The 26,812-nt window shown below is 40.0% G+C and carries 29 protein-coding genes; 15 read left to right on the forward strand and 14 right to left on the reverse strand.

Annotated features, from left to right (window positions below):
• The first annotated feature begins 419 nt into the window (after window positions 1-419).
• The 5 genes from rpmH to mnmE all read left to right on the forward strand — a co-directional run bounded on the left by rpmH (window position 420) and on the right by mnmE (window position 4,515).
• Window positions 420-554, forward strand: a complete 135-nt coding sequence (rpmH, locus tag GBN19_RS10615) for a 50S ribosomal protein L34 (RefSeq protein WP_000831329.1) — start codon at window positions 420-422, stop codon at window positions 552-554.
• Window positions 555-585: 31 nt separating this feature from the next.
• Window positions 586-975, forward strand: a complete 390-nt coding sequence (gene rnpA, locus GBN19_RS10620) for a ribonuclease P protein component (protein ID WP_151778113.1) — start codon at window positions 586-588, stop codon at window positions 973-975.
• A gap of 9 nt (window positions 976-984) precedes the next feature.
• Window positions 985-1,308: a membrane protein insertion efficiency factor YidD gene (yidD, locus tag GBN19_RS10625; protein ID WP_151778114.1), complete on the forward strand. Its 324-nt coding sequence runs from the start codon at window positions 985-987 to the stop codon at window positions 1,306-1,308.
• Between the two features lie 2 nt (window positions 1,309-1,310).
• On the forward strand, window positions 1,311-3,056 hold the full coding sequence (gene yidC, locus GBN19_RS10630; RefSeq protein ID WP_151778115.1) for a membrane protein insertase YidC: 1,746 nt from the start codon (window positions 1,311-1,313) through the stop codon (window positions 3,054-3,056).
• Between the two features lie 103 nt (window positions 3,057-3,159).
• Window positions 3,160-4,515, forward strand: a complete 1,356-nt coding sequence (gene mnmE, locus GBN19_RS10635) for a tRNA uridine-5-carboxymethylaminomethyl(34) synthesis GTPase MnmE (protein WP_151778116.1) — start codon at window positions 3,160-3,162, stop codon at window positions 4,513-4,515.
• A gap of 85 nt (window positions 4,516-4,600) precedes the next feature.
• Here mnmE and GBN19_RS10640 read toward each other — a convergent pair whose 3' ends face one another.
• Together GBN19_RS10640 and GBN19_RS10645 are read right to left on the reverse strand one after the other, a co-directional pair.
• The gene (locus tag GBN19_RS10640) at window positions 4,601-5,050 is read right to left on the reverse strand and encodes an SRPBCC domain-containing protein (protein ID WP_151778117.1); all 450 of its coding nucleotides are present in this window, start codon (window positions 5,048-5,050) and stop codon (window positions 4,601-4,603) included.
• Between the two features lie 161 nt (window positions 5,051-5,211).
• Window positions 5,212-5,478, reverse strand: a complete 267-nt coding sequence (locus GBN19_RS10645; protein ID WP_151778118.1) for a metal/formaldehyde-sensitive transcriptional repressor — start codon at window positions 5,476-5,478, stop codon at window positions 5,212-5,214.
• Window positions 5,479-5,535: 57 nt separating this feature from the next.
• Between GBN19_RS10645 and dmeF the strand changes: the two genes are divergently transcribed.
• Window positions 5,536-6,534, forward strand: coding sequence for a CDF family Co(II)/Ni(II) efflux transporter DmeF (dmeF, locus tag GBN19_RS10650; protein ID WP_151778134.1), 999 nt, complete (start codon window positions 5,536-5,538; stop codon window positions 6,532-6,534).
• A 79-nt stretch (window positions 6,535-6,613) separates the two neighbouring features.
• Window positions 6,614-7,312, forward strand: coding sequence for a DsbC family protein (locus GBN19_RS10655; RefSeq protein ID WP_151778119.1), 699 nt, complete (start codon window positions 6,614-6,616; stop codon window positions 7,310-7,312).
• Window positions 7,313-7,365: 53 nt separating this feature from the next.
• On the opposite strand, the gene GBN19_RS10660 is transcribed toward GBN19_RS10655, so the two are convergent.
• The 4 genes from GBN19_RS10660 to GBN19_RS10675 form a co-directional block, all read right to left on the reverse strand.
• Window positions 7,366-7,617: a GlsB/YeaQ/YmgE family stress response membrane protein gene (locus tag GBN19_RS10660; protein ID WP_151778120.1), complete on the reverse strand. Its 252-nt coding sequence runs from the start codon at window positions 7,615-7,617 to the stop codon at window positions 7,366-7,368.
• A 152-nt stretch (window positions 7,618-7,769) separates the two neighbouring features.
• Window positions 7,770-8,297 (reverse strand): hypoxanthine phosphoribosyltransferase, encoded by a 528-nt coding sequence (hpt, locus tag GBN19_RS10665; protein WP_151709595.1) that lies wholly within the window; start codon window positions 8,295-8,297, stop codon window positions 7,770-7,772.
• Between the two features lie 191 nt (window positions 8,298-8,488).
• Window positions 8,489-9,802, reverse strand: coding sequence for a guanine deaminase (gene guaD, locus GBN19_RS10670; protein WP_151778121.1), 1,314 nt, complete (start codon window positions 9,800-9,802; stop codon window positions 8,489-8,491).
• 296 nt (window positions 9,803-10,098) lie between these two features.
• On the reverse strand, window positions 10,099-11,049 hold the full coding sequence (locus tag GBN19_RS10675) for a TerC family protein (RefSeq protein ID WP_151709597.1): 951 nt from the start codon (window positions 11,047-11,049) through the stop codon (window positions 10,099-10,101).
• A 332-nt stretch (window positions 11,050-11,381) separates the two neighbouring features.
• Between GBN19_RS10675 and GBN19_RS10680 the strand changes: the two genes are divergently transcribed.
• The gene (locus GBN19_RS10680) at window positions 11,382-11,903 is read left to right on the forward strand and encodes a DUF1543 domain-containing protein (RefSeq protein WP_151778122.1); all 522 of its coding nucleotides are present in this window, start codon (window positions 11,382-11,384) and stop codon (window positions 11,901-11,903) included.
• 136 nt (window positions 11,904-12,039) lie between these two features.
• Here GBN19_RS10680 and GBN19_RS10685 read toward each other — a convergent pair whose 3' ends face one another.
• From GBN19_RS10685 to GBN19_RS10695, 3 genes are all read right to left on the reverse strand, one after another.
• A complete protein-coding gene (locus GBN19_RS10685) occupies window positions 12,040-12,636 on the reverse strand; it encodes an undecaprenyl-diphosphatase (protein ID WP_171494474.1) in 597 nt (198 codons plus the stop codon).
• A gap of 175 nt (window positions 12,637-12,811) precedes the next feature.
• Complete coding sequence (gene mpl / locus GBN19_RS10690) at window positions 12,812-14,179, reverse strand: UDP-N-acetylmuramate:L-alanyl-gamma-D-glutamyl-meso-diaminopimelate ligase (protein ID WP_151778124.1); 1,368 nt, start codon at window positions 14,177-14,179, stop codon at window positions 12,812-12,814.
• Between the two features lie 116 nt (window positions 14,180-14,295).
• Window positions 14,296-14,832: a phosphatase PAP2 family protein gene (locus GBN19_RS10695; protein ID WP_151778125.1), complete on the reverse strand. Its 537-nt coding sequence runs from the start codon at window positions 14,830-14,832 to the stop codon at window positions 14,296-14,298.
• Window positions 14,833-14,997: 165 nt separating this feature from the next.
• On the opposite strand from GBN19_RS10695, the gene GBN19_RS10700 reads away from it, so the two are divergent.
• The 4 genes from GBN19_RS10700 to GBN19_RS10715 all read left to right on the forward strand — a co-directional run bounded on the left by GBN19_RS10700 (window position 14,998) and on the right by GBN19_RS10715 (window position 18,967).
• Entirely contained in the window at window positions 14,998-15,360 is a 363-nt protein-coding gene (locus tag GBN19_RS10700) for a DMT family protein (RefSeq protein ID WP_151709602.1), read from the forward strand.
• Between the two features lie 138 nt (window positions 15,361-15,498).
• Window positions 15,499-16,014 (forward strand): 5-(carboxyamino)imidazole ribonucleotide mutase, encoded by a 516-nt coding sequence (gene purE / locus GBN19_RS10705; protein WP_151709603.1) that lies wholly within the window; start codon window positions 15,499-15,501, stop codon window positions 16,012-16,014.
• Window positions 16,015-16,028: 14 nt separating this feature from the next.
• On the forward strand, window positions 16,029-17,150 hold the full coding sequence (locus tag GBN19_RS10710; RefSeq protein ID WP_151778126.1) for a 5-(carboxyamino)imidazole ribonucleotide synthase: 1,122 nt from the start codon (window positions 16,029-16,031) through the stop codon (window positions 17,148-17,150).
• Between the two features lie 515 nt (window positions 17,151-17,665).
• Complete coding sequence (locus tag GBN19_RS10715) at window positions 17,666-18,967, forward strand: lytic murein transglycosylase (protein WP_151778127.1); 1,302 nt, start codon at window positions 17,666-17,668, stop codon at window positions 18,965-18,967.
• A 53-nt stretch (window positions 18,968-19,020) separates the two neighbouring features.
• On the opposite strand, the gene GBN19_RS10720 is transcribed toward GBN19_RS10715, so the two are convergent.
• The 5 genes from GBN19_RS10720 to grpE form a co-directional block, all read right to left on the reverse strand.
• Window positions 19,021-19,395 carry a hypothetical protein gene (locus tag GBN19_RS10720; RefSeq protein WP_215899821.1) on the reverse strand — a complete coding sequence of 125 codons (375 nt, stop codon included), beginning with the start codon at window positions 19,393-19,395 and terminating at the stop codon, window positions 19,021-19,023.
• Between the two features lie 67 nt (window positions 19,396-19,462).
• Window positions 19,463-20,410, reverse strand: a complete 948-nt coding sequence (locus GBN19_RS10725) for a matrixin family metalloprotease (protein WP_151778128.1) — start codon at window positions 20,408-20,410, stop codon at window positions 19,463-19,465.
• Between the two features lie 42 nt (window positions 20,411-20,452).
• Entirely contained in the window at window positions 20,453-20,992 is a 540-nt protein-coding gene (locus tag GBN19_RS10730; protein ID WP_151778129.1) for an FUSC family protein, read from the reverse strand.
• Window positions 20,993-21,122: 130 nt separating this feature from the next.
• Window positions 21,123-23,069: a molecular chaperone DnaK gene (dnaK, locus tag GBN19_RS10735; protein ID WP_151778130.1), complete on the reverse strand. Its 1,947-nt coding sequence runs from the start codon at window positions 23,067-23,069 to the stop codon at window positions 21,123-21,125.
• A 118-nt stretch (window positions 23,070-23,187) separates the two neighbouring features.
• Entirely contained in the window at window positions 23,188-23,718 is a 531-nt protein-coding gene (gene grpE, locus GBN19_RS10740) for a nucleotide exchange factor GrpE (RefSeq protein ID WP_151778131.1), read from the reverse strand.
• 634 nt (window positions 23,719-24,352) lie between these two features.
• Between grpE and GBN19_RS10745 the strand changes: the two genes are divergently transcribed.
• From GBN19_RS10745 to GBN19_RS10755, 3 genes are all read left to right on the forward strand, one after another.
• Window positions 24,353-24,589, forward strand: a complete 237-nt coding sequence (locus GBN19_RS10745; RefSeq protein WP_151709611.1) for a hypothetical protein — start codon at window positions 24,353-24,355, stop codon at window positions 24,587-24,589.
• A gap of 133 nt (window positions 24,590-24,722) precedes the next feature.
• Window positions 24,723-25,766, forward strand: a complete 1,044-nt coding sequence (locus GBN19_RS10750; protein WP_151778132.1) for an alpha/beta hydrolase — start codon at window positions 24,723-24,725, stop codon at window positions 25,764-25,766.
• A 101-nt stretch (window positions 25,767-25,867) separates the two neighbouring features.
• The gene (locus tag GBN19_RS10755) at window positions 25,868-26,431 is read left to right on the forward strand and encodes a peptidylprolyl isomerase (RefSeq protein WP_151778133.1); all 564 of its coding nucleotides are present in this window, start codon (window positions 25,868-25,870) and stop codon (window positions 26,429-26,431) included.
• Window positions 26,432-26,812 lie beyond the last annotated feature (381 nt).

The following is a 26,812-nucleotide window of genomic DNA, read 5'->3' on the forward strand; positions in this document are numbered from 1 at the left end:
GAAAATAACAATAATATCCACAACATAAATATATGATTATTATTAAAAATAATTGATTATCCACAAAAAATATCAACGCTAATAATAATAAATTTGAATTTTAAAATTTAAATTTAATTAATAGGGCGGATATTTTTGTGGATAAATCGGTTTATTTTGAATTTAAATTTATTTTTTTAAAGTAAATTGAACAACAGCAAGTGAGATTAAAATGAATGACATCATAGATAAAATTAAAAATATGTAAGATTTGAATTGCCTAAATCCTATTTTTTTACACACATATTAATTTGAAGATGTGTATTTTTTCAGAAATATGTAAGAAATAGCATAAAAAACAGCTTTTTGATTGACAGTACGCTAAATGCACAATAAAATCGCGAACCTTTATAGATAGATCAATTTTTGGGAGTTTCTGTATGAAACGTACATTCCAACCATCTGAATTAAAGCGTAAACGCGTTCATGGTTTCCGTGCTCGTATGGCAACTAAAGCTGGTCGTCAAGTTCTAGCTCGTCGCCGTGCAAAAGGTCGTCATAGCTTAACTGTATAATTTAAAGTTAACGCTTCATCGACTTGGGTGTATGGCACTTTATAGTTTCAGCACAGATGTTCGCATACGCTGTGCTGTAGATTACAAAAGTGTGTTCGATGGTGCGCTTTTTAAAGTGCATCAACCCCATTTTCTTTTTTTAGCAAAACCAAGTGAAACGAATAGTCGTCTTGGATTGGTTGTTGCAAAAAAGAAAGTTCGTCGAGCACATGAAAGAAATCGAATAAAACGGATCGCTCGCGAAAGTTTTCGCCTGAACCAACAAGCAATTGCTTCGTTGGACATTGTTGTTATGCCTAAAATGGGCATTGAAAATATTTCAAATGCTGAATTGCACCAGCAATTAAAATTTGCTTGGCAAAAACTCAATCGCTTGGCACATAAGCGTCAAAATAATACGTCTATTTCCCCACAAAAGTAGAGATGACCAATGGTTCGTATCCTGCATTGGTTTATACGTCTCTATCAGATTGCGATTAGTCCTCTACTTGGACCGCGTTGTCGTTATATTCCTACTTGTTCACAATATGCATTGGAAGCTTTACAAATGCATGGTGCACGACGTGGTTTGTGGTTAACGACATGTCGAGTGTGTCGCTGTCACCCTTGGGGAGGTTCAGGCTATGATCCTGTGCCTGCAAAGGGTGTTCGTTTTATTTCCTTTCTGCAAATCGATTCTCAAACGCTTCATGTTACTGTACCCTTTCGTGAACGTTTCTTGAACCAAAATTACTCTCACTACTTGGGGTCATAGCTATGCAACAATGGGCCAGGTTTGCGATTATCGGTGCCATGTTGGTTACCGCTTATTTGCTTATTTTGTCTTGGCAAAAAGACTATGGACACGCAAATAACCCACCGCAGCAGCAAAGTGCAGCGGTTGTGTCACGTGATGTGTCTGCAGATTTGCCAAACAGTCAAAATACAGCATCTACAGATATGCCACAGGCAAATACTGTAGCAGCAGCAAACACTACTTCTGCAACAGCGAATCAGCATTTGATTACTGTCGCAACAGATTTATATCGTCTTTGGATTACTCCAAAAGGCGGTGATATTGTGCGTCTTGAATTGCTTGCACATGATGAAAGCAAAGGCAGTGATCAGCCTTTCGTGATGTTGGAAAGCGATAATAAACGTACCTATGTCGCACAATCTGGTTTAATTGGTGCCAATGGACCAGACGGCAGTGCAAATGGACGTCCTGATTTTGAGGTAGAGAAAAACAGCTATACCTTAAATGATGCAAAAACGGTAACTGAAAATGGCAAAACCGTAAAAGTTCTCACAGTGCCAATGGTATATAAAACTGCCAATGGCGTTGAAATTGTGAAAACCTTTACCTTCAAACAGGGTGATTACCCGATTGAAGTTGGTTATCAAGTCATGAACCGTAGCCAGCAAAACTGGCAAGGTCAGTTCTTTGGTCAGATTAAACGTGATAACTCAGTTGATCCAGGTAAATCAAGTCAAGGTATCTTCCAGTTAGGAACTTATCTTGGTGGTGCTTGGGGTACGCCAGATCAGCCTTACAACAAGTTGAAATTTGCCAACTTTAATGATGACAAGCTGAATGTTCAGGCCAAAGGTGGTTGGGTGGCTGTGGTTCAGCACTACTTTGTCAGTGCATGGATTCCAGGGTCATTGAAGCTGACGCAAGCCAATGGTCAACCTTACACAGCCACTTTACAGTCACGTAAAGCTGGTGAAGAGATGAATATTATTGGATTCACTTCACCTTCGATTACTGTACCTGCAGGGACAAAAATGGAAGTCAATGCGACATTCTATTCGGGTCCAAAAGTACAGTCTGAACTGAAAGATCTAGCAGTTGGTTTAAACCAAACTGTGGATTATGGTTGGTTGTGGCCAATTGCAAAACTGTTGTTCCTTGGTTTGGAAACTTTCCATAAGTTCTTGGGGAACTGGGGCTGGTCAATTATTCTATTGACGGTTGTTGTGAAGATGATTTTGTGGCCATTGTCTGCAAAAAGCTATCGCTCAATGGCTAAAATGCGTGTGATTGCACCTGAAATGCAACGCATGAAAGAAGAGTTTGGCGAAGACCGTATGCGTTTCTCTCAAGAAATGATGGCCTTGTATAAACGTGAAGGGGTAAACCCGCTTTCAGGTTGCTTGCCATTATTCATGCAAATGCCAATTTTCTTGGCATTGTATTGGGTGTTGATGGAAAGTGTTGAGTTGCGTCATGCACCGTGGTTAGGTTGGATCACTGACTTATCTGCAATGGATCCATGGTTTATCTTGCCATTAATTATGGGTGGAACCATGTTCGTTCAGCAAATGTTGAATCCTCAACCTGCTGATCCAATGCAAGCAAAAGTGTTCCGTTTAATGCCGATTATCTTTACGGTATTTATGCTGTTCTTCCCTGCAGGTCTGGTATTGTACTGGATTGTGAACAACAGTATTACGATTTTACAGCAGTGGTTTATTGCACAAAGTGTGAAAAAGCAACGTGAAACTCAAACCAGTGCTTAATCTCAACTAGACCAAGCAGACAACTGCTGAATAAATCCGCCTAAGATGTTACGCTTAGGCGGATTTTTCTTTGACTGAATATTGATAAATTTAGGTGTGTGTTATGCAAAACCAAACCACCATTGCTGCTATCGCAACGCCGCCCGGTCGTGGTGGTGTCGGTGTCATTCGACTGTCAGGTCCTAAAGCCTATGCAATTGCTCAGGCAATCAGTCAGAAGAACTTGCCGAAAGCCCGAATGGCAGGTTTTCGCCAGTTTTACGATGCTCAGGGCGAAGTCATGGATGAGGGTTTGGTCTTATGCTTCCCTAACCCCAATTCCTTTACTGGTGAGGATGTGGTAGAGCTACAGGGACATGGTGGACCTGTGATTCAGAATGCCCTGCTTGCGCGTTTACTTGAACTTGGTGCAACTGCTGCTAAAGCAGGTGAATTTTCCATGCGCGCCTTTGAAAATGGCAAACTGGATTTGGTACAGGCTGAAGCGATTGCTGATTTGATTGATGCAACTTCACAAGCGGCTGCACGCTCTGCAGTACGCTCCTTGCAAGGTGCATTTTCCAATAAAGTGAATACCGTTTTGGAAAAATTGATCCACTTGCGTTTGCATGTGGAAGCTGCAATTGATTTTCCCGAAGAGGAAATTGATTTTCTGGCCGATGGTAAAATTTTGGCTTTGCTCGAAGATGTGCAAAGCTCAGTGCAATCCGTGCAACAGTCAGCACGTCAAGGTCAGCTGCTTCGTGAAGGTTTACAGGTGGTGATTGCGGGTAAACCTAATGCAGGTAAATCCAGTTTATTGAATGCTTTGGCTGGGGTTGAACGTGCGATTGTGACTGATATTGCAGGGACAACCCGTGATGTCTTGCATGAAAAACTCAGTCTGAATGGATTGCCAATTACCCTGACCGATACCGCAGGTTTACGCGAAACAGGCGACATTGTGGAAAAAGAAGGCATTCGCCGTGCCATCAAAGAAATTGAACAGGCAGATTTATTGCTTCTGGTCTATGACTTGAGCCAAGGTGAAGATCCGCTGCAACTGGCACAGCATTATTTTGCTGAACATTTAGAGCCGCGCCGTTTGATGCTAATCGCCAATAAATGTGATTTGACTGAGAATACACCTGCAATTGGTGAATATCAGGGCTTTCGTCATATTACAGTGTCGGCGAAGCAGGAAATGGGTGTTCAGGCGCTCATAGATGCGATTACAGCGCATGCAGGCTTTCATCCTGAAGAAGATACCTTTATTGCGCGAACGCGTCATTTAGATGCAATGAAGCGCACACAACAGTATTTGGTAGAAGCACGTGTACAGTTGGTCGATTTCCATGCAGGTGAATTGGTCGCCGAATCACTACGTCTTGCCCAAAATGCCTTGGGTGAAATTACGGGTGAGTTTAGTGCGGATGATTTGCTCGGAAAAATCTTCGGTTCGTTTTGTATCGGAAAATAAGCATATCGTTTCTACGGTATTTTATCCACATTGAGTGAATCAACTGTGGATAAAACCTATTGAGATGTGGGTAAGATTAAGTACATCAACTGAGAGAAAATAGTTGCTCAGCCTCATGTTTAAGGGCTTGGTTCATTTGCTCAAAGTTAGTCTTGGTTTTGGTTTCGAGTGTTTTTAAAAATGCTCGAACCAAGATACCCTGAAATTCTTCACTATGGATCAGTCGAGTTCGATTTTCGCCAATCGTGCTGAGTTGAAAGTAATGTTCTCCATCAAATAAACCTGTGATCAGCAGCTTACCTCTCCACTTGAATTCTTGGTTTTCTTGTTTGTTTAAAACCACTGCATGAAATGACATTTTATTTTTCTGTGGGTCTTGTAGGCTGACTTTGATTTTATTGCCAACTTTGACATCGCCAATAATCTGCTGAATAAATGGATTCCAGTTAGGGTAATGTTCAAATTGCATCAGGGTGTTCCACACAATCTCAAGTGGCGCATTGATGATGATTTCTGTTTGAATCGTTGTACGCATAAATTATATTTTTCTTATAAAAGTGCTTTAACCCTAAATGATTTTTTGAATTTTTCCCGATGAATTTTGTAATTAAAATTTAAATAAATATCAATAAATTATAATTATTTTAAAAGTCTGAGTCATGCTAAGAAATACAGCATGACTGTGCCTGAGTTGCATTAGGAGTAGCGTTTGAGCAATTTTAAAAACTCGTCAAGTTCGACTTCATTCACCACGGTTTCATCTCCTAAAACATGATGACGTAAATGTTGCTCAGTTAGCTCGTTCATTAAGCCATTAATTGCGCCTTTAATGGCAGCAACTTGCTGCAAAACGTCGATACAACTGCTATTACCTGCTTCAAGGTGTTGCTCCACACTTTGAATTTGACCTTTTAGGCGTTTCACACGATTCAATATTTTTTTATCTTGATGAAGATGGCTCATATCCGAACTCAAAAAAAATAAATATACTATGGGGGAGTATATTTGAGTGATCTAAAAATGCAACGTATCGATTCAAAACGATCTCATGATCATCAGTTTGATGAAGGAAATCCACTGGCTCAAAAACGTATTTTGTGGGCGACCATTTTAACGGGTGTCATGATGGTTTTTGAAGTCGCTGGAGGATGGATTTTTAACTCCATGGCACTTTTAGCAGATGGTTGGCATATGAGTTCGCATATGTTGGCTTTGGGCTTGGCATATGTGGCTTATCGGGCTGCTCGTCATTATTCAAAAGACCAGCGTTTTAGTTTTGGTACGTGGAAAATCGAAATTTTAGCAGGTTATAGCAGCGCAATTTTATTGATGGTTGTTGCCTTATTTATGGCATTTCAATCCATTGAACGATTATTCACACCATTGCCTATTCATTATAATGAAGCGATTTTAATCGCAGTGATTGGATTGGTGGTGAATTTGGTTTGTGCGTGGCTGCTACATGATGATCCTAACCATCACCATCACCATCACCATCACCATCACCATCACCATCACCATCACCATCACCATCATCACGATCATGATGATCATGGACATGAGCATCATCATGATTTAAATCAGAAAGCAGCATTTATCCATGTGATTGCCGATGCGGTGACTTCGGTATTTGCAATTATTGCCCTGCTGGCAGCCAAGTATTTTGGTTGGAACTTTTTAGATGCAGTACTCGGTATTGTTGGATCGGTCTTGGTGGCAAAGTGGTCTTGGGGGCTAATGTGTGAAACGGGTCGGACTTTACTCGATGCAGAAATGGATCATCCTGTGGTTGCTGAAATTTATGAAGTCATTGAACAGCTCGATATCCCTGTAAATGTAACCGATGTACATGTTTGGAAAGTGGGTAAAGGAAAATTTTCCTGCATCTTGGCATTGGAAACAGCGCATGCTTTAAGTGCAGATCAGGTGCGTGAAGCATTATCCATTCATGAAGAAATTGTACATATTTCAGTTGAAATCAATCCAACTGAACCAAATGTTCCACGTGAAACCTACTGACAAATTTACAACGCTTGGATTGCATACTTAGAAAATCGTTATCCGCTACAATCAGCACTTTTTAAGGGAGTGCTGAGCCATGAAAAAATTAAGCCTCTGGTTATTGGCATTATGTTGCTCAAGTGCCACCTTTGCCGATGTTACTAGTTTAAGTAATCAACTGAAGCGCCAGTATCCGAACCTGAATTTTCAAAATATTGCACCGACTGAAGTGCATGGTTTATATAGTGCCAATTTGGACAATCAAATCGTTTACTTAGATGAAGCAGGTCAGCATGTCATGCTTGGCAGTATGATTCGTTTAAAAGATCAGAAGAATCTGACGCAAGATTTAGTAATTCAAAATAACCGTGTGGATTGGCGTAGCCTTCCCTTTCAAGATGCATTAAAACAGGTTAAAGGCAATGGTCAACATCAATTGGCGATTTTTGTTGATCCGAATTGTCCATACTGTAAAAAATTAGAGAAAGAACTCGCAAAATTGAACAATGTTACGATTTATCGTTTCTTGTATCCAATTCATCCGCAATCCATCGTACCGTCGAAACAAGTGTGGTGCAGTGAAAACCGCAATTATGCTTGGGATAATTTGATTGGGCGCGGCTTCATGTCAAATGCCAGTTCAAGTTGTGCCAATCCAATTCAGCGCAATTTACAACTCGGTCAAAAACTGAAAATTGAAGGAACGCCAGGGATTATTTTTGCCAATGGTTATCGGGCATTGGGCTATACTTCAGCCGAGCAAATTCAGGCATTTTGGCAGCAAAATGGCTTATAAAATTTAAAAAAATAGCACACTCTAAGGTGTGCTATTTAATAAAAAATTGAATTTTAGCTGTTTTTACGAATGAAGTTGTAAATCACTAAAATCACGACGGCACCAATTACCGATGCAATAAAACCTGCCGATGAATTTGCGCTATATAGTCCAAGCATTCGTCCGCCATAAGTGGCAACAAATGAACCTGCAATCCCGAGCAGGGTCGTGACAATAAAGCCTGCTTTATCATCGCCAGGATGTAAAGCACGTGCAATCAGCCCCGCAATAAAACCAATAATAATCACAACAATCAGATGCCACATGTTGTTGCTCCTTTCGTGTATGAATGAAATAGATTGAAATCAGTATGCAGTATGAAGATGGTTGAAAATAGCAGAGTATTGATAATTCACGTTATATTTTGTGATTAAAAATAAAAAAGTGGCGACCTGCACCACTTTAAATCAACATCTTTTTACAGACCAATTTCACCAATAAATGGCAAGTGGCGGTATTTTTGGTCATAGTCTAGACCATAACCAACAATGAATTTATCTTCGACTTCAAAGCCAAGGAATTGCACATCCAAATCAATTTCACGGCGTGATGGTTTGCTGACCAAGGTGCAAAGTTGAATCGAATTTGGCTCACGCGTTTTTAAGATTTCCAGCACTTTGCTTAAGGTGTTGCCTGAGTCGATGATATCTTCAACTACAAGTACATCTTTGCCACGGATTTCACCATCGAGGTCTTTGAGAATTTTCACGTCACGCGTAGATACGGTTCCACCACCGTAGCTTGATACGGTCATGAAGTCGAGTTCATGTGCTTTTTGGATTTGACGGCATAGATCCGCCATAAAAATCACTGAACCACGCAGTAATCCAATCAATACCAGTTCTTTATCACTATGGGCATAGTGAGCATTGATCTGTTCACCGAGCTCTTTGACTTTGGCTTGAATCGCCTCTTCAGAAATCATTACGCTTAATTGCACAGTCATGGACAGCTACCTAGAAACATCAGTATGTAAAAATAAAAAAGGTGTTGACCTGCAACACCTCGAATTCATGAGTTTATGGGCAAATTTTAAAACAAATTCCACATTCCTGCATCTTTTCTTGCTCAACAAAATGTAAGAATAGATACAGGATCATTGATTTTGCGCGCAATTTAGCCCTTAAACATCAGATTTTATTTGCTGAATTTGCATTGTCCATACACATAAGTAGCATGAACATTACGGTCATCACCGAGTGTAAAGAGGGCAAATAAACGGTCTTCAATGGCTTTGGCACGTGATTGACGTAAGCTTTGTAGTGCAGTGGCATTTAAGTCCAGCACGACAAAATCAGCTTCTTTGCCGAGGTTAAAATTGCCGAGCTTGTCCTGTAGATCCAATGCTTTTGCACCGCCTAATGTCGCATGATACAGCGACTCAAAGGCTGAAAGTTTATTACCTTGAAGTTGTTGAACTTTATAGGCTTCATTCAGGGTTTGTAGCTGATTGAAGGATGTTCCCGCGCCAATGTCGGTACCTAAGCCAACTTTGACCTGTTTTTCCCATGTTTTATTGAGTGGGAATAAACCACTGCCCAAGAACAGGTTTGAGGTTGGGCAAAAGGCAATCGCTGAATCTGTAGCGTGCATGCAGTCCCATTCTTGATCTTCTAAATGCACACAATGCGCAAAGACAGAGCGCTGACCTGTCAAACCATAATGATGATATACGTCCAAATAGCTTTGACGCTCAGGGAAGAGAGATTTGACCCATGCAATTTCATCTTTGTTTTCACTCAAATGCGTATGGACATAAACATCAGGAAATTCCTGTTTGAGCTGCCCTGCTTTTTCCAATTGCTCTGGTGTTGACGTTGGGGCAAAGCGAGGGGTGATGGCATACAGTGCCCGTCCCTGCCCATGCCATTTTTCAATGAGGGCTTTCGAGTCTGTATAGCTACTCTCAGCAGTATCACAAAGATCTTCAGGTGCATGGCGATCCATCATCACCTTGCCCGCGATCAGACGCATATTGAAATTTGCTGCGGCTTGAAACAGTGCATCGACTGATTCAGGATGTACCATACAAAACACAAGTGCTGTGGTTGTGCCATTTTTCAAGAGTTCTTGAATAAAGAAATGGGCAATGTGTTCAGCATAATTGCGATCTTTAAATTGAAGCTCTGTTGGAAAGGTATAGGTGTTGAGCCAGCTTAAAAGTTGTTCACCATAAGCACCGACCATTTCGGTTTGTGGATAGTGAATATGGGTATCAATAAACCCAGGAACGATCAGTTGTTCAGGATAATGTTGAATCTCGACATCTTCTGGTAAATGTGGCTGTGCATCTTGCCATGTACCAAACCATTTGATTTTTCCATGCTCGCTGATCAGCACGGCATCTTCCAGATAACGAACCTGTTCCGCAATTTCAGAAGGGTGTTGAACCAGTTGTTGGATATCTAAGAAACGACCACGAATAATGCTGATCGGAGAACAATGTGTCATGAAAAACCTACTTTTTACTTTTTTCGAGCGATTGTAACGTATTTGAAGGGATTGAAGCACCATAAAAAAGGGTGCTGTGAGCACCCTAAAAATTTGGCTTTTTTATTTTTTAATTTAGCAAAAACTATTCCAAGTTCAGCTATGGCATAGAAATGCTGTGGTTAAATCCAAGATATTTCCATTCATTCGGCAAGGTTTTTCTGAGTTTGATCGATATCGACCTGACTGATTTTAGTTGAGCCTGCATCGCCATAAAGTCCAAACTGACCATATGGCGATGTGCTTAGGGAATGATGTTACTGAGTTTGTTTTTGATGGCGTAGGGACAAAACAGCAGTGATTGCTAAAACAAAAACAATAAAGCCTAACGAAATCCAGATTGGCATGTGAAATACATCAAGGAGTAGCATTTTTGCACCAATAAACAGCAGGATAATGCCTAATCCATATGGTAGATAATGCATTTTCTCAGCCGCACCTGCGAGCAGGAAAAACATGGCACGTAAACCTAAAATCGCCATGAGATTGGCACTCAATACAATAAATGGATCACTGGTCACGGCAAAAATTGCAGGAATAGAATCCACCGCAAAAATCACATCAGAAAACTCAACCAAAATCAGAACAACAAATAATGGTGTCAGCCAGCGTTTACCTTGTTCAAAGACAACCAATTGATCGCCACGTAAAGTTGAGGTGATTGGGACATGTTTACGTAACCATTTGAGTAATGCCATATCTTCAATATTGGCATCTTCATCTTGTCCTTTCAGGAATTTAAAACCCGTGTAGACTAGAAATGCACCGAAAATATACAGAATCCATGAAAATTCTTGGACGAGCCATGCGCCAATAAAAATAAAGATAGTACGTAGGACAATCGCACCGAGTACGCCGTAGAGCAGCACTTTACGTTGTAATGCAGGTGGAATCGCAAAAGCTGAGAAGATCATCAGCCAGACAAACACGTTGTCGATGGCGAGAGATTTTTCCAGTAAATAGCCTGAGAGATACTCTAAGGTTTTTTGGTTGGCAATCGCTAAAGATGCGGTTTGTTGCAAGTACAACCATAGTCCACCTGCAAACAGCATGGCTACCGACACCCAAGCAATACTCCAGTAACCAGCTTGTTTCAATGAAACTTGGTCTGATTTATTGTTTTTGAAACCGATAAAATCAATGATCAGCATGATGGCAACAATGCCAAAAAATGCCAGATAGAGTCCGAGACTGCCAATAGATTGCATGAGTGTTCTCCTCATCATCTGGCTTGGGTCGGGTGGTATCTATAAAAAAACCTTGACCTGTCGCCAGATGAAAAAACATCTGTGTCAACATGATCAAGGTCTTGCCTACATCACACTAGGTATGATGCTCAGATACCGACTTTTTGCAAAGTGTATTGACGATATCTGACACGTAACTTTTACTATGTTTGTTATGATAGTGCAGTTACGTTTGGAGGAGGCTACTCCCCTTGTCAAACTTAATTTCGTAAATCCTAATGTATAACTAGAATGGCATAATTTTTATACAGGTGCAATTTTTTTCTACACTATAAGATGTAAGGTTAAATATCATGACAGAACCTCAATTATTTATTGTGCTGCTTGGTGGAAAGCATGCGCAGGCACGTGTTGAAGTCCATGATATTATCCCTGTGATTTATCCGCAGCTTGAACAAAGTTATCCACAGCTTAAGCAGCGTTGGTTTGGCGTACCACAAGGTTTGCATATTGATGCGTGGATGTGTATTCGTGGCGTGCAATATCAAGGTGTGAACTATCGGGTTGAAATTGTGCCATATTCCAAGCCCATGCGGAGCCAGTTAAAGCTATACCTGATTAATTTAGGAGCTTATCTGGCAGATGAGTTTGGTGAGTTTCACCGCTATGTGGTGGTCGCAGGTATGAACCCTGCCGATGCCAAACAACAAGGTAAACTGCATATTGAACAGCACTGGCGTAAAGCACATACCGATGCAGTAATTGATATTGATGAATGTCTGGCTTTAGATTTGATTGATGGTTATGCCGTACATTTGGTTCAAGGCAATTTCAAAGAAAATCACTTTGAAAATGCTTATATTGTTTTGGACTGATTTTTCAAAGAACTGTCATTTTACTGACATGGTTTTGTCATTGAAATTATTTAAATTAGAAAGAAAAATTTAAAAAAAGCAAGGTGTTGATGGAGAGGTCATCACCTTGCTTACATATTTGGCAGAGTATGCTGGTTTATTTAATCCAGCCTTTTTCCAATAGAGGTTTACACACAGTGGCATATAACTGGGTGCTGCTTTCTAGGATAAATTGACCTGCAAGTTTCCAAATCCAGATGCCTAAAATGTTGACCAAGAAAGCAATAGAAAATGCACCGAGCATATCCATTGGGAAATGCACGCCCAGATAGACACGTGACCAAGCGACTAAACCTGCTAAAACTAACAGTAAACTTCCTGCAAATTTACGTCCAGAAAATAGGTAAGACCAAGCGATCGTGCTAAAAATTAGCATATGATCGCTTGGAAAAGAGGCATTTGGAGCATGATAAATCAATGTGCGACCTACACCCATCACAAAGGGTCTTGGATGGTAGTAGAGCGTTGAAATAATAAAACCAATACCGAGTGCAATCGCTGTAAAAAAAACAGCTCTCAGAGCCCGTTCTTTCAACTGTTGATCACCATAAAACCAGAGAAACAATAAGAACAAAATCAGCAGATAAAGCACATCATTGGCAATAAAAATCGCAAGATCAATCATGGCATTGCTAGTATTTTGCGATGCATTGATTTTCTCGAACCAAGTTAAATTGAGTGCTTCAAATGACATGGGCATGAGCCAAAGCCTCGAATCAAATCGAGCTATCATAAAGAAATCATTTCAATCCAATAAAATAGAAAAGTTACAGTTTTGTAATAATTGCTGTTTTTTAATACAGTTTGAATTTTTTATAACGATAAAAAAAAGCAGTGTTTAAACACTGCTTAATTTTGATTTTACATGCTTATTGAGTTTTTAAGGCCGCGATCAATTTTTGATGTAATCCACCAAATCCACCATTCGACATTATCACAACAGCATCGCCCTCACCTGCTTGTTGGCAGATTGTTGAAATGATCTGATCTAGCGAGCGTGCCACAGTTGCTCGGTTAGGTGCAGCATCGACCACAGGCTGTAAATCCCAATCTAGTCCTTCTGGTTGATACCAAATTACGTCATCGGCTAAACGCGCAGACTGCGCCAGCAGATCTTTATGGCTGCCCATACGCATCGTATTGGAACGAGGTTCAATGATCGCCCAAAGTTTGCGTTCACCGAGACGTTTACGTGCGCCGTCGAGTGTGGTTTCAATTGCAGTAGGGTGATGAGCAAAGTCATCATAAACTTCGATGCCATGCACGGTGTCGAGCAACTCCATACGGCGTTTGACCCCACCAAAACAAGATAAGGCAGCACAAGCCTGCTCAATCGAAACTCCAACATGTTCCGCCGCAGCAATAGTCGCCAGTGCGTTGGCAACACTGTGTTGTCCTGTCATATTCCACTGAACTTCGGCTTTCACTTCGCCATGCTGTAGGACTTTGAAATGACTGCCATCCGCAGAAACGAGTTCGGCTGAGAGTTCCGCTTTCTCATGGGTAGCAAGACTGGTACGCACCACAGGTGTCCAGCAGCCCATCTCTAAAACAGTATCAATATTGCTTTCAGTGATTGGTGCAATAATGCGCCCTTCACTTGGAATGGTACGGACTAAGTGATGGAATTGTTTTTGAATCGCGGCCAGATCATCAAAAATGTCGGCATGGTCAAATTCAAGGTTATTCAAGATCGCAGTTTTTGGGTGGTAATGTACGAACTTAGAGCGTTTATCGAAAAATGCAGAATCATATTCATCGGCTTCAACACAGAAATATTGACCGCCACCCAAACGCGCACTTTGACTAAAGCCAAGTGGAACACCACCGATTAGAAAACCAGGATTAAGACCTGCCTGATCTAATACCCAAGCAAGCATAGTCGTCGTCGTGGTTTTACCATGTGTTCCTGCGACACCGAGTACATGTTTACCTTGCAAGACATGATCGGCTAAAAACTGTGGCCCTGAAATGTACGGTAAGCCAGCATTCAGCATATATTCCACAGCATCAATACCACGTTTCATGGCATTTCCGACAATCACCAAATCAGGATGTGGCTGCAAATGGCTACGATCATAGCCTTGCATTAAGGTAATGCCTGCATTTTCCAGTTGGGTCGACATCGGTGGATAAACGTTTTGGTCTGACCCTGTCACGGTATGCCCAAGATCGCGGGCTAAAAGTGCCAATGAGCCCATAAAAGTGCCACAAATACCCAAAATATGCAGATGCATCGCTCGCCTACTCCACTGTTCCCGATCTGTTGAATCGTGTGTTTATTTGAAATTATTGGCAACCATAGCAAGGCTATATTTGAAAAGATAGTCACAATGCGTGAGAAGTTGTTGTGTTAGCCGATCCATTGAGGGGCTTGACGACGAAGAATACAATAAGCCGTAAAATTTAAACCAAGTGCAATCAGTAGCGAACCTAAAATATCAAAAGGAAAATGCACGCCAAAATAAATCCGTGACCAGCCAATCGCGAATGCTGCCAAGAGCAAACCACAGCCAATCCAGCGTTTTGAAGAAAAAAGATAGGCAAAGGTAATGGTACTAATAATCAGCATATGGCTGCTTGGAAATGAATTGTCATCTGAATGTTTAATATGATTATCTCCTAGACCCAACATAAAAGGTCGAGGAAAATACAAAGTATGATCAATAAGATAGTTAATAACGGAAGCACATAGCGTGACAACAAGTGCTTTTAAAAATAAAGTGGGATAGCCTTTTTTGAGTAAAGTGCTGAGCAATAACAGCACAGCTAAAATTGTGGTGAGATGATGCGAAAAAAATGAGGCAGCTTCAAATGCCCATATCGAATGACGCCATGACATATAAATCATTGTAAATAGATCGTGATTCAGTTCGGTCAAACTCGACATGGATGATGATCATCATTAAATAAATGGATTTTCATCTTAGAGGAATTTTTCTCATGTCCAAAATAAAGATATGTAACCACAGATATTTTTCATGGTTGCTGTTACTATAAAATTAATCTCAATGACATTCAATATGTTAAGGTAACCAGTCATTGAAATGTTTAGATGTGTGATGACGTGCCAGTTTCTCTTTCCCTGCCCTTTATTTTATTGATCATTTCCAACTGTTTTATGACTTTGGCATGGTACGGACATTTAAAGTTTTTACATGCAGCACCACTTTGGAAAGCGATTCTTTTTGGTTGGTGTATTGCCCTACTCGAATACAGTTTTATGATTCCAGCCACTCGCCTACTTGCTCAACAGGGCTTTAGCATGGGCGAAATGAAAATTAGCCAAGAAGTCGTGACTTTATTGGTGTTTGTGCCCTTCATGCTGTTTTTATTTAAACAACCGTTTAAGCTGGATTATTTATGGGCGGGTTGCTGTCTGCTCGGCTGTGTGTATTTTGTATTTCGGAGTCAATAAATCAGAAATTCTCAGGCAAGTGATGAGTATTTTTGGAGAGGATGAAAAAACAAGCTATACTAGTGTGCCCTAATATCTATGCAATGCACTTCTTGGCTTTGCTAAGCGCATTGATCTACTTACGCTTTGGAAATATCAATGAATACGGTCGCAGCTCCAGACGCTCAACCTTTAGTTGGAATTATTATGGGTTCTCAATCTGATTGGGCAACCTTAGAACACACTGCCAATATGCTCAAACAGCTTGGCGTCCCTTTTGAAGCTGAAGTGGTGTCTGCACACCGTACCCCAGACCGTTTGTTTGAATATGCTGAAACTGCCCGTGAGCGCGGTATTCAGGTGATTATTGCAGGTGCAGGCGGCGCAGCGCATTTACCAGGAATGTGCGCAGCAAAAACTGATCTTCCAGTTTTGGGTGTTCCGGTTAAATCATCCATTTTAAATGGTGTTGACTCTCTCCTTTCGATTGTACAAATGCCAGCAGGTATTGCGGTGGGTACATTGGCGATTGGCCCTGCGGGTGCAACCAATGCAGCCATTATGGCAGCACAAATTTTAGGTTTGACACGCCCTGATATCGCAAAAAATGTTGCAGATTTCCGTGATGCACAAACAGCAAAAGTTGCCAACAATAACATTCCCGGTCAGGTATAAACGAGGCTAGCCACATGAACAAAACCATCGGTATTTTTGGTGGTGGTCAATTGGGTCGCATGATGGCTCAGGCTGCGTTACCACTCAATATTCAATGTACTTTCTTTGAAGCCAATACAGATTGCCCTTCTTCGGCAATGGGTCAAGTGATCTCAAGCCAAACTGAACAGGGTTTGCAGCAGTTTATCGACAGCGCAGATGTGTTTAGCCTAGAGTTTGAAAATACACCTTTGACTGATGTTGATATTTTGACGCAAAGCAAGCAATTGCATCCACCACGTCAGGCATTGGCGACTGCACAAAACCGTTTGCTTGAAAAAGCATTGTTTGATCAATTAGCTATTCCTGTTGCACCATACCGTGCAGTCGATAGCCTTGAAAGCTTGAAACAGGCTGTGGTTGATCTTGGCTTACCGATTGTCTTGAAAACTGCGACGGGTGGTTATGACGGTAAAGGTCAGTTTGTTTTACGTTCAGAAGATCAAATTGATACTGCTTGGGCAGAACTTGGGCCTGCAAAAAGTCTGATTGCTGAAAGCTTTGTGAAGTTCTCTCGCGAAGTGTCGATTATTGCGGTACGTGGTCAAAATGGCGATGTCAAAACATGGGCATTGGCTGAAAACCATCATCATAACGGTATCTTGTCGCATTCGATTGTGCCTGCACCAAACAGTGCAGACTTACAACCTATGGCACAAGATTACATTACCCGTTTGTTGAACCATTTGAATTATGTCGGTGTGCTGACCCTTGAACTGTTTGTGACAGAACAAGGTTTATATGCCAATGAAATGGCACCACGTGTACATAACTCAGGACACTGGTCGATTGAAGGTGCAGTCTGTTCTCAGTTTGAAAACCACATTCGCGCCGTTGCAGGTTTGCCACTCGGTTCAACCGAGGTGGTACGTCCAACCGTGATGATCAATATCATTGGTCAGCATCCAAAAACTGAAGATGTTCTGGCGTTGGATGGCGCACATTTGCATCTGTACAACAAAACAGAGCGTCAGGGTCGTAAGCTTGGACATATTACGCTGATGCCTGTTGATGCTGCACAATTAACAGTTTTATGCCGTCAATTGGCTAGCATTTTGCCTGAGCCTTTGGCATTGACTCAAGATATGAGCATTTAAAGCTAGATTGTTGTTAAAAAAAGCGTTTGTTTCGGCAAGCGCTTTTTTTATATCTGTTTCTCAGGCAAGATAGCCGCCGTTTTAAATTCAAAACCACATTCAATGTGGATAAATAAATCGACCAATTAATGAATTTAAATTTAAAAATGCTGTTTTGAATTTAAATTCAAAAAATTTGAATTCAAAGTTAAAATTTCATGACTGTTTTTAAAGTTTTACAACGAGTTAACAGCATCGGTTTTTTTGAATAAATTTAAATATAAAACAAAATCTTAGTAAATATATTTGATTAAAAAACAGGTTATCCACACTGTGATTTTCTTGAGTTTATTTTTAAATTTAAATCTGAAAAATGAATTCATTCTTTAGGTTTAAAAGTTTGAATTTAAATTCAAAGTAAAGAAATGCAACCGATTTGCGAGTATTTGTACATTTGAATTTAAATTGCATCGTTATTTTGAGGGGATGGTGGTATGGTAGCCCAATAATTTGAATCTAAAATGGCAATCAAGATCATGCGACGTTTTTCTTTTCTTGTCGGTAGTATTTTTCTAACAATCACCCATGCACAAGCAGAACTCATCATTAATGGTGTCAGTGACCAAAGTGGTTCATCTTCCTCAATTGCACCACTCAGTAAAACTCCCGATATATCTGCACAATCTCAGTTTCAACAATGCCTTGCAGGTTTGCGTTCCCAAGCCCTCGCATCGGGCGTGAGTGATCAGACTTATACTCAATACACCCAAAATTTAACCCCCGATGAATCTGTTTTAGAAAAACTCAATTATCAACCTGAATTCTCAACACCGATTTGGGACTATTTATCAGGATTGGTCGATGATGAGCGAGTCCAAAAAGGGCAGCAGAAAATCGCCCAATACCGTGATGTTTTGAATCGTGCATCACAAGTCTATGGTGTACCCGTGGAAACCATTGTTGCAGTGTGGGGGGTTGAAAGTAACTATGGCGATATTTCTGGAAAATATCCGTTGCTACAAGCACTGGGCACACTGAGTTGTGAAGGGCGTCGTCAAGGTTATTTCCGTGGTGAGTTTTTCGCAGCGATGCGAATTTTACAACGCGGTGATTTAACCGTAGACCAACTCAAAGGCTCATGGGCGGGCGCTTTTGGGCATACCCAGTTTATGCCATCGACTTATGAACGTTTAGCAGTTGATTTTGATGGTGATGGTCGTCGTGATTTGGTTTCAAGTGTGCCTGATGCATTGGCATCAACGGCCAACTTTTTGAAAAAATCAGGTTGGCAAACAGGCTTGCCTTGGGGCTTTGAAGTGAAATTGCCGCTGAATATGTCAATTGCAGGTGAGGGACGTCGTAACAAGAAACCACTGAGTTATTGGCTTGGGCAAGGTTTGGTTCGTGCCGATGGTTCAGCTTTAATTCAAGGTAATTTAACACAGACAACACCAGCAGGTTTAATGGCGCCAGCGGGTGCAAATGGGCCTGTATTCTTGGTGTTTAAAAACTTCGATGCTATTTACAGTTATAACGCTGCGGAAAGTTATGCTTTGGCAATTGCGCATTTATCGGATCGTTTACAAGGACAAGGCGAATTTAAAACGGTATGGCCAACTGATGATGCAGGAACATCACGTGCAGAGCGTCGTGAAATTCAGCAGATTTTATTAAATAAAGGTTATGACATTGGTGAAGCAGATGGTTTGGTCGGCGATAAAACCCGTCAAGCGATTCAGCAGGAACAACAACGCTTAGGTCTGTCTGCAACAGGTCGGGCAGGGCAGAAAATTTTACAAGCATTGCGTCAGGAGCAAGCTGCAAAAATGATGCAGTAATTGATTAATTATAAAAAAGGTCTGATTGTTCAGACCTTTTTATACGGTACAGATTAGAATGCTTCACGATCAATTTTGACGGCATCTAGCACATCAAAAATGACTTTGGTGACATCTTGACTCAGTTCACGGTCATTAAAGATTTCGTGAGCAGTAATGGTGACATCGGTATCACTTGGTAACTCTTTTTGTTCTTCTTCAATCAAATACTCAATCGGCATTTGTGTTTGCTTGATTTCAAGATGAAGAATATCTTCAAATAGAATATTTTCATCTTCAAATTCAATCATTTGTTTATTAAAGTAGGGAAGTAGCAGCGCATGTAGATAAGGTGCGAGGTCTTCAATATTAAAGAGTTCAATATCACGAGTTTCTTCGATCGTACTGATATGATCATTCACTTCAACAACAATATGATAATAACTCACGCCGATCTCCATAGACTACAAGGTATTTTTCTATAACCATAGCATGAAATTTATCAGGATTCAGGCTTTATGAGCTGAATGGGCTTAAAATTTTTTTCCAAAGTGGATTGGTTTTTAATAACTGTAAATCATCAGTTGTTAATTGAAAATGTTCAAGATTTTGATCTCGTAATATCGGATACATCAATGCGTGTGGATTATGCTGGGTATGTGCCAATCCTAAAGCATGTCCAAGTTCATGGGCGATGACCAAGCGTAAATCAGCCTGATTTTCAAATTCATAAATATTGATGCTGTGCCCATTAAAAAGACCTTTATCAAATTCACGTGCTGCATAGTTTTTGTTGTAGCTTTCGATCGACTGGTTCATGTTGTGATTGGCTTGATTGTAACTTTCAACCTGAGAGTTAGATTGTGAAACCAACTGATTGTGTTGTATGACCATCTGATTGAGTTCAGCTTGCATTTGTTCTAGTGCATATTTTTGCTGATCTAACTGCTGTTTAAATTCGGGACGAGCACCCCCTTGCTGATTAACTTGAGCAATGATTTGGTTATAGCGTTGTAGTTGTTGCTGAAAAAGGGCTTGTTTGGCATCAATTCGTTGCTGTGATTGCTCAATTTCAGATTTATATTGATGAATATTTTGTACTTGGTCTTGTTGTTGATGTTGTGTGTTTTGGATTTTTTCTAGTTCACTTAGTCGTTGCGTAGTTTGTTGCTGTCTTTGGTCATAAATCAAGTTAATCGTGAGGCGTGCATGAGGATCGTAGACAAACCAGCTTCGCCCAGTACCTTGTTGCCAAATATCAGCAGCCTGCTGTGCTAAATTTTCCAGTTCACTGCGAGATAAATGAAAACGAGGATCAACTTCCCCAATTTTAAAATGTAAACGGGTATCGAGTGGGTGAATGAGACGGGTACTGATCGGATTGAGGCGAACTTGTGGATACTGGACAATTTGGTAGCCCCAAAACAAAATTGGAAGTGCAAAAAATAAGCGTCCTATTTGCATTATATGATGTGCCTTTATATTAAATTTTTAGCATTCGGTAGATTAAGGCTCTTCTTCGCCAATGATGATATGAAACTTTTGTTCCAGTTTTCGGCTGATCAGGTCGACCATATAGGCAATTAAACAGCCAATAATACAAAATAAAATACGTGATAATGCACCTTCAATCGTGTGATGTGCCACATCATAAATCGTCACGATTAAAAAACTCGACAAGGCAATCCCGCAATACTCACTGTGATTGAGCATAATACAGAGCAATGTCGTGACAAAGATGCCGAGAATTAGAAACCAGTATTCCAGATTAATATAATACAAATGTGCTGAAACACTCGACATCAACATCCAAATAATCATTCCAATTACTGAGCCAATCATATTCCCCATGATCTGGTTAAAATAGACTTTGGTTTTTCGACTAAATTGGAGAGTGGAAAAAGCGGTTAAAGAAGCCCAAACAAAAAAATTGGTGGTTTTGTCTTTATCGAAAATAATCGAAAGTAGTGTAATCACCACAGCACAACTGAGAATTTTACCGATATAGAGCACTTTTTCTGATTGTAAGAATTGTTTGAACTTCATGTCATGACCAAATACCTAAGCGCTGCAAATTATAAAGAGAGTCAATTTGAAAATCTGTACAGATTTTTTGATGTATCAGATATAAAAAAACCGCGCATAAAGCGCGGTTTTTTAGAATTAAAGCGATAAATTATTTTTTATCATCTTTAACTTCAGTGAATTCAGCATCAACAACGCCATCATCTGCTTTTTGCTGTTGAGCAGCTTGACCACCTTGGAATGCATTTGGATCAAAACCTTGTGCACCACCTTCAGCACCTTGTGCTTGTTCATAAGCACGTTGGGTGATTGGCATAATGATGTTTTGAAGCGCTTCAGTTTTTGCTTTGATTGCTTCAACGTCATTTTCTTTGGTTGCAGCTTCAAGTTCAGAAACAGCAGTGCTTACCGCAGTTTTTTCATCTTCAGTGACTTTATCACCAAGATCTTTCACTGCTTTGTTTGCACTTGCAACTAAAGCATCTGCTTCGTTACGTGCTTTTGCAAGTTCTTCAAACTTACGGTCTTCTTCAGCATTCGCTTCAGCATCACGGATCATGGCTTCGATTTCAGCATCAGACAAACCTGAGTTTGCTTTAATCTGGATCGATTGCTCTTTACCAGTGCTCTTATCTTTTGCAGATACTTTCAAGATACCATCCGCATTGATGTCGAATGATACTTCGATTTGTGGAACACCACGTGGCGCAGGAGGGATATCACCCAACTGGAAGTTACCCAACAATTTGTTTTGTTGCGCAATTTTACGCTCACCTTGGTAAACAGAAATATCTACTGCTGGTTGGTTGTCAGCAGCAGTAGAGAACACTTGTGATTTCTTCGCAGGAATCGTCGTGTTTTTCTCAATGATTGGTGTTAATACACCGCCCATTGTTTCAATACCTAAAGTTAATGGTGTTACGTCAAGAAGTAATACGTCATTCTTGTCACCAGATAATACAGCACCTTGAATTGCAGCACCGATAGCAACTGCTTCGTCAGGGTTCACGTCTTTACGTGGCTCTTTACCGAAGAATTCTTGTACTTTTTGTTGTACAAGCGGCATACGGGTTTGACCACCGACCAAGATCACGTCAGAGATGTCAGAAGTCGAAAGACCAGCATCTTTAAGTGCAATCTTACAAGGTTCAATCGTACGAGCAACTAAATCAGCAACTAAACCTTCAAGTTTTGCACGAGTTACGTTGATCACTAAGTGTTTAGGACCAGTCGCATCAGCAGTGATGTATGGAAGGTTGATTTCAGTTGCATTCGAAGAAGAAAGCTCGATTTTTGCTTTTTCAGCAGCTTCTTTCAAACGTTGTAACGCAAGTGGATCGTTTTTCAAGTTTACGTTTTGTTCTTTCTTGAATTCTTCAACCAAGTATTCAATTAACGCGTTATCGAAGTCTTCACCACCAAGGAAAGTATCACCGTTTGTAGACAATACTTCGATTTGTTGGTCGCCATCAAGATCCGCGATTTCAATGATAGATACGTCAAAAGTACCACCACCTAAGTCGTAAACTGCAACTTTACGGTCGCCTTCTTTTTTGTCCATACCGAACGCAAGTGCAGCAGCAGTTGGTTCGTTAATGATACGTTTAACATCTAAACCAGCGATTTTACCCGCATCTTTAGTTGCTTGACGTTGTGCATCGTTGAAGTATGCAGGAACAGTAATTACCGCTTCAGTTACTGTTTCACCTAAATAATCTTCTGCAGTTTTTTTCATCTTTTTCAAGATTTCAGCAGAGATCTGTTGAGGTGCTAATTTTTTATCGTTTACTTCAACCCAAGCATCACCATTATCTGCTTTGATGATTTTATACGGTACAAGACCGATGTCTTTTTGTACTGCTTGATCTTCATAACGACGACCAATTAAACGCTTGATCGCGAATAATGTATTTTTAGGGTTTGTTACTGCCTGACGCTTAGCACTTTGACCAACTAAGATCTCGCCATCTTTATAAGCAATGATCGATGGAGTTGTACGTGCGCCTTCAGCGTTTTCGATTACTTTTACTTTGTCGCCTTCAAGTACTGCAACACATGAGTTGGTTGTACCCAAGTCAATACCAATGATTTTAGCCATTTAATGTGTTCCTCAAAAAAATTTGCAATTGTTTATGCTTGTTATTCGATATGAGAGTGAATCCATTTTTTTCAAGCAGATTTTGTGAAAAAAATGGAAAACCCTGTAATTTGTAGGCTTATTGACCAACCGTCACCATTGCAGGGCGCAATAGACGACCTGAAAGGGTATAGCCTTTTTGTAGCACGTTACCAATTTCACCTGCTTTCGCAGTTGGGTCGATACCCACAGCCTGATGAAGATCGGCATTAAAACCATTTTCTGTATCAACAGCGACCACTTCGAATTTTTCTAGAGCAGTCGTTAGCGATTTTAGAGTGAGTTTTACCCCCTCAAGAACAGGGCTTTCTTCTTCACCAGCGGCTTGAATAGCACGTTCTAAATTATCAACTGAGTCGAGTAAGCTTTTTGCAAACTTCTCAACTGCAAACTTTTTCGCTGCATCTGCTTCGCGTTCAACACGCTCTTTAACTTTCTCAGCTTCATAAATCGCATTGGCAGCACGTGCTTTTTCAAGCTTCAGATTTTCTTCAAGCTTGTTGATTTTTGTGTGTAAATCTTCAACGGTGGGTTCAGTTTGCGATTGTTCAGCATGCTCAAGTTGTTCTTGCTCTAGGTCTTGAGTTTGTTCAGTTTGCTCATTCGCCATTGATGATCTCCGCTTAAACAGGTTTTTAAACATGTGCAGTCCTTGGGCGTCAGTGGTGCAACTGCATAAATTCTGAACTGCCATGGTTTGGGTTTCTTTTCTTAGAATAGAAGTATGGGCAGTATGAGAAAATTCAAGCACTCTGTTTGATTTAAAGCTTTTAATTTTACAGATTCAGGAGAAAATACGGCTTTCGATGTGATATTTCAAAAATCAGATCAAATTATCTAAATGATCTCTCATGGAAATCTTCAAAAGTCATGGAAAATTTAGGCTAAGTTTGAATAGACTTGAAAAGAAAACAGATGATTATGTGAGAAAAATTCTCAATGACTGTTGACGATCTGTTATTTTTTATAAAATTTAAAAAGTCATTTCCAACATTTTTTAGCTGCCTGAAAAGTCAAAAAGTATTGAAACAATAAAAAATTTGATGAAAGTCACCGAGAAATATCGGAAATTTACAATGTAGTTATTTGGCTGATCAATCACAGAAGCGTTGCATAAGCATAAAGTTTATTAAAAAAATATAGCATTTCACTCATATTGTTACCTGATCTGACTTAGCGATGATGCTGCTACTCGTTGAACGAGCTTTTTCTTTTTTTAGTTTTTAATTATGTAGAGAGTGATGATGAAAAAATTAGCTGTCTTATCTTTGACTGTTGCAGGATTTGCCTTTTCAGCAGTTGGTTGTGCATCGCATGAAGCCAATCAAAGTTCAGATACACCAACACCTATGACTGCTTCAACATCGGTAGATGCTCAGGCACAAACACCTGTTGTTTCTACTTCTGCAAATGTAGATGCCAGCTTGGGGCAACAAGCAACAACACCTACCACCAATACCACAGCAACCAATGCCCCATAAGGCAACGTATTAAAAGCTGACGACAAGTGATGAAAAACAACAGCAATGAATTGTTGAAAACAACAGCGTTTCATTGTTGTTTTATCGGATAGAATAAACATTCAAAATTAAAAAAATTTGGATGGGCGTGATAATGCTTGAGCAGATTTGGAAAAAAAGAACAGCACTGCTTGCACAAGGTCTTAACTATTTACCAACATATCTAAAACAACAACTATATAGAAGCATGAATGTGCCATGGGATTACCCCGAACTTGATCCTACACTAAAGTGTCTAATGGCATATCAGCATCAACAGGGTTATCGAGGCTTAATCTCATCTAATTTGCAAAACTCACGAAATGATTTTGTCAAAAGTATGAGTGAATTGATTTATCAACCAACACAGTTAGCATTGGTTCAGGATTTCAGCCTATCTTTAAATCATAGACTATTGCCAGTACGGCATTATCATCCATCACCACAGCAGGCTTGCCCAATGATTGTATTTTTTCATGGGGGAGGGTTTGTTCTTGGAAATTTGGATACGCATGATGAAGCCTGTCGAATTTTGGCTAAATATAGTGGCTGCCAAGTCCTGAGTGTTGATTATCCTCTCGCTCCAGAGGCTACGGCTCAGCAAATTATAGAAACTTGTGAAATGGCATGGCATTGGATATGGCAACATCAAGACCGATTTAATATTCAGCCAAATGCCATTGCTGTTGCGGGAGATAGTGCAGGCGCAAATATGAGTACAGTGTTGGCACAACGTTTAAAGCAACATTTACATGCGCCAATTGCCCAACTTCTCATTTATCCTACTGTGGACTTTAAAAGTCGTTACCCGTCGTTTTTTAAATATAAAGCTGGGCTATTGTTAACTGAGGGTGATGTAGATCAAGTTACACAGCATTATGTACTCAGTAGTCAACTTGAATTAGATGATCCCTTGGTTTCCCCTATCTATGCCCAACTTGATCGCTCAGGGCCCTGTTTTTTAGTAACAGCAGGGCATGATATTTTACATGATGAAGGTGCACACTATGCGCAGTTATTACAGCAGGCCAATGTAAAGGTCTGTCATCGAAATTATGCACATCAATTACATGGGTTTATAAATTTAACTTCTGTGTCATATCAATCAAAAAATGACTGGATCGAAATTTCACAATTATTTAAGCAGTTTTTAAATTAATGTCATCTAAGTTTCACGTGGAACGTCTATAACTGAGATACAAAAGAAAAATACACTAAACTCAATTAGACTAATCAAACTTTTATAAAAAGGTTGATGACATGAAAAAACAGGTACTCGGTTTAGGATTACTATTAATAGGGCAAGTTACGTTTGCCAATACCTTTGTTGATATGAAAACCAATATGGGCAACATTGAAATTGAGCTTTTCGATCAGCAAGCACCAGTAACGACTCAAAACTTTAAAAATTACGTAAAAAGTAACTTTTATTCAGGAACTGTTTTTCATCGCGTCATTCCTGGTTTTATGATTCAAGGCGGTGGCATGACAACTCGTATGGTGGAGAAGTCAGGCAATGCGCCAATTAAAAATGAATCCTATAACGGTCTTCACAATGTACGTGGCACACTTGCGATGGCACGTACCAATGACCCGAATTCTGCAACCAGTCAATTCTTTATTAATACTGTAGATAACAAATCATTAGACCGAGGCACTTTTGATAGCGGATATGCGGTCTTTGCTAAGGTTGTAAAAGGCATGGATGTTGTAGATCGAATCTCTAAGGTAGCAACAACTAATTATGGTGTGCACCAAAATGTACCTGTTAAACCTATTATTATTCAGAGTGTGCAGATAGTGAGCAAAAGTGCTAAAAAATAAATAAATTTTAAAACAATAAAAATCAACAACTTAATTTAAATATGTGTGTAAAATAAATACACTCGATGCAGCACGCATAAAAATGCACTTGCGTGCTGCAAAAAATCCCCTATAATGCATTCATCCCAACGCAATTGATGAAACAAATCTTCGCTCTAGGGTGAGAGATTTTAAGATTGCGTTATCTTTTTATTGATGAGATAGAAAGAAGATCATTAAGAGAATTGGAAGAACAACTTGTGTGGATTTTTACTAGTTGATCAGTCGAAAATATATTTCATTGATTGAATTGGTAGAAATTTCTCGAAGTTTATTTGAGCGAATTTTTAGTCAGTAAGATTAATGAGCCAGATTTAGTACTTTTAGTAAAGTACAAATGAT

The organism is Acinetobacter brisouii, from assembly GCF_008993995.1.
Taxonomy (GTDB): domain Bacteria; phylum Pseudomonadota; class Gammaproteobacteria; order Pseudomonadales; family Moraxellaceae; genus Acinetobacter; species Acinetobacter brisouii_A.

Excerpts from the sequence above, each read along its gene's own strand:
- rpmH (WP_000831329.1), top strand. The coding sequence starts at position 420 with ATGAAACGTACATTCCAACCATCTGAATTAAAGCGTAAACGCGTTCAT.
- rnpA (WP_151778113.1), top strand. The coding sequence starts at position 586 with ATGGCACTTTATAGTTTCAGCACAGATGTTCGCATACGCTGTGCTGTA.
- yidD (WP_151778114.1), top strand. The coding sequence starts at position 985 with ATGGTTCGTATCCTGCATTGGTTTATACGTCTCTATCAGATTGCGATT.
- yidC (WP_151778115.1), top strand. The coding sequence starts at position 1,311 with ATGCAACAATGGGCCAGGTTTGCGATTATCGGTGCCATGTTGGTTACC.
- mnmE (WP_151778116.1), top strand. The coding sequence starts at position 3,160 with ATGCAAAACCAAACCACCATTGCTGCTATCGCAACGCCGCCCGGTCGT.
- GBN19_RS10640 (WP_151778117.1), bottom strand. The coding sequence starts at position 5,050 with ATGCGTACAACGATTCAAACAGAAATCATCATCAATGCGCCACTTGAG.
- GBN19_RS10645 (WP_151778118.1), bottom strand. The coding sequence starts at position 5,478 with ATGAGCCATCTTCATCAAGATAAAAAAATATTGAATCGTGTGAAACGC.
- dmeF (WP_151778134.1), top strand. The coding sequence starts at position 5,536 with ATGCAACGTATCGATTCAAAACGATCTCATGATCATCAGTTTGATGAA.
- GBN19_RS10655 (WP_151778119.1), top strand. The coding sequence starts at position 6,614 with ATGAAAAAATTAAGCCTCTGGTTATTGGCATTATGTTGCTCAAGTGCC.
- GBN19_RS10660 (WP_151778120.1), bottom strand. The coding sequence starts at position 7,617 with ATGTGGCATCTGATTGTTGTGATTATTATTGGTTTTATTGCGGGGCTG.
- hpt (WP_151709595.1), bottom strand. The coding sequence starts at position 8,297 with ATGACTGTGCAATTAAGCGTAATGATTTCTGAAGAGGCGATTCAAGCC.
- guaD (WP_151778121.1), bottom strand. The coding sequence starts at position 9,802 with ATGACACATTGTTCTCCGATCAGCATTATTCGTGGTCGTTTCTTAGAT.
- GBN19_RS10675 (WP_151709597.1), bottom strand. The coding sequence starts at position 11,049 with ATGCAATCTATTGGCAGTCTCGGACTCTATCTGGCATTTTTTGGCATT.
- GBN19_RS10680 (WP_151778122.1), top strand. The coding sequence starts at position 11,382 with ATGACAGAACCTCAATTATTTATTGTGCTGCTTGGTGGAAAGCATGCG.
- GBN19_RS10685 (WP_171494474.1), bottom strand. The coding sequence starts at position 12,636 with ATGTCATTTGAAGCACTCAATTTAACTTGGTTCGAGAAAATCAATGCA.
- mpl (WP_151778124.1), bottom strand. The coding sequence starts at position 14,179 with ATGCATCTGCATATTTTGGGTATTTGTGGCACTTTTATGGGCTCATTG.
- GBN19_RS10695 (WP_151778125.1), bottom strand. The coding sequence starts at position 14,832 with ATGTCGAGTTTGACCGAACTGAATCACGATCTATTTACAATGATTTAT.
- GBN19_RS10700 (WP_151709602.1), top strand. The coding sequence starts at position 14,998 with ATGTGTGATGACGTGCCAGTTTCTCTTTCCCTGCCCTTTATTTTATTG.
- purE (WP_151709603.1), top strand. The coding sequence starts at position 15,499 with ATGAATACGGTCGCAGCTCCAGACGCTCAACCTTTAGTTGGAATTATT.
- GBN19_RS10710 (WP_151778126.1), top strand. The coding sequence starts at position 16,029 with ATGAACAAAACCATCGGTATTTTTGGTGGTGGTCAATTGGGTCGCATG.
- GBN19_RS10715 (WP_151778127.1), top strand. The coding sequence starts at position 17,666 with ATGCGACGTTTTTCTTTTCTTGTCGGTAGTATTTTTCTAACAATCACC.
- GBN19_RS10725 (WP_151778128.1), bottom strand. The coding sequence starts at position 20,410 with ATGCAAATAGGACGCTTATTTTTTGCACTTCCAATTTTGTTTTGGGGC.
- GBN19_RS10730 (WP_151778129.1), bottom strand. The coding sequence starts at position 20,992 with ATGAAGTTCAAACAATTCTTACAATCAGAAAAAGTGCTCTATATCGGT.
- dnaK (WP_151778130.1), bottom strand. The coding sequence starts at position 23,069 with ATGGCTAAAATCATTGGTATTGACTTGGGTACAACCAACTCATGTGTT.
- grpE (WP_151778131.1), bottom strand. The coding sequence starts at position 23,718 with ATGGCGAATGAGCAAACTGAACAAACTCAAGACCTAGAGCAAGAACAA.
- GBN19_RS10745 (WP_151709611.1), top strand. The coding sequence starts at position 24,353 with ATGAAAAAATTAGCTGTCTTATCTTTGACTGTTGCAGGATTTGCCTTT.
- GBN19_RS10750 (WP_151778132.1), top strand. The coding sequence starts at position 24,723 with ATGCTTGAGCAGATTTGGAAAAAAAGAACAGCACTGCTTGCACAAGGT.
- GBN19_RS10755 (WP_151778133.1), top strand. The coding sequence starts at position 25,868 with ATGAAAAAACAGGTACTCGGTTTAGGATTACTATTAATAGGGCAAGTT.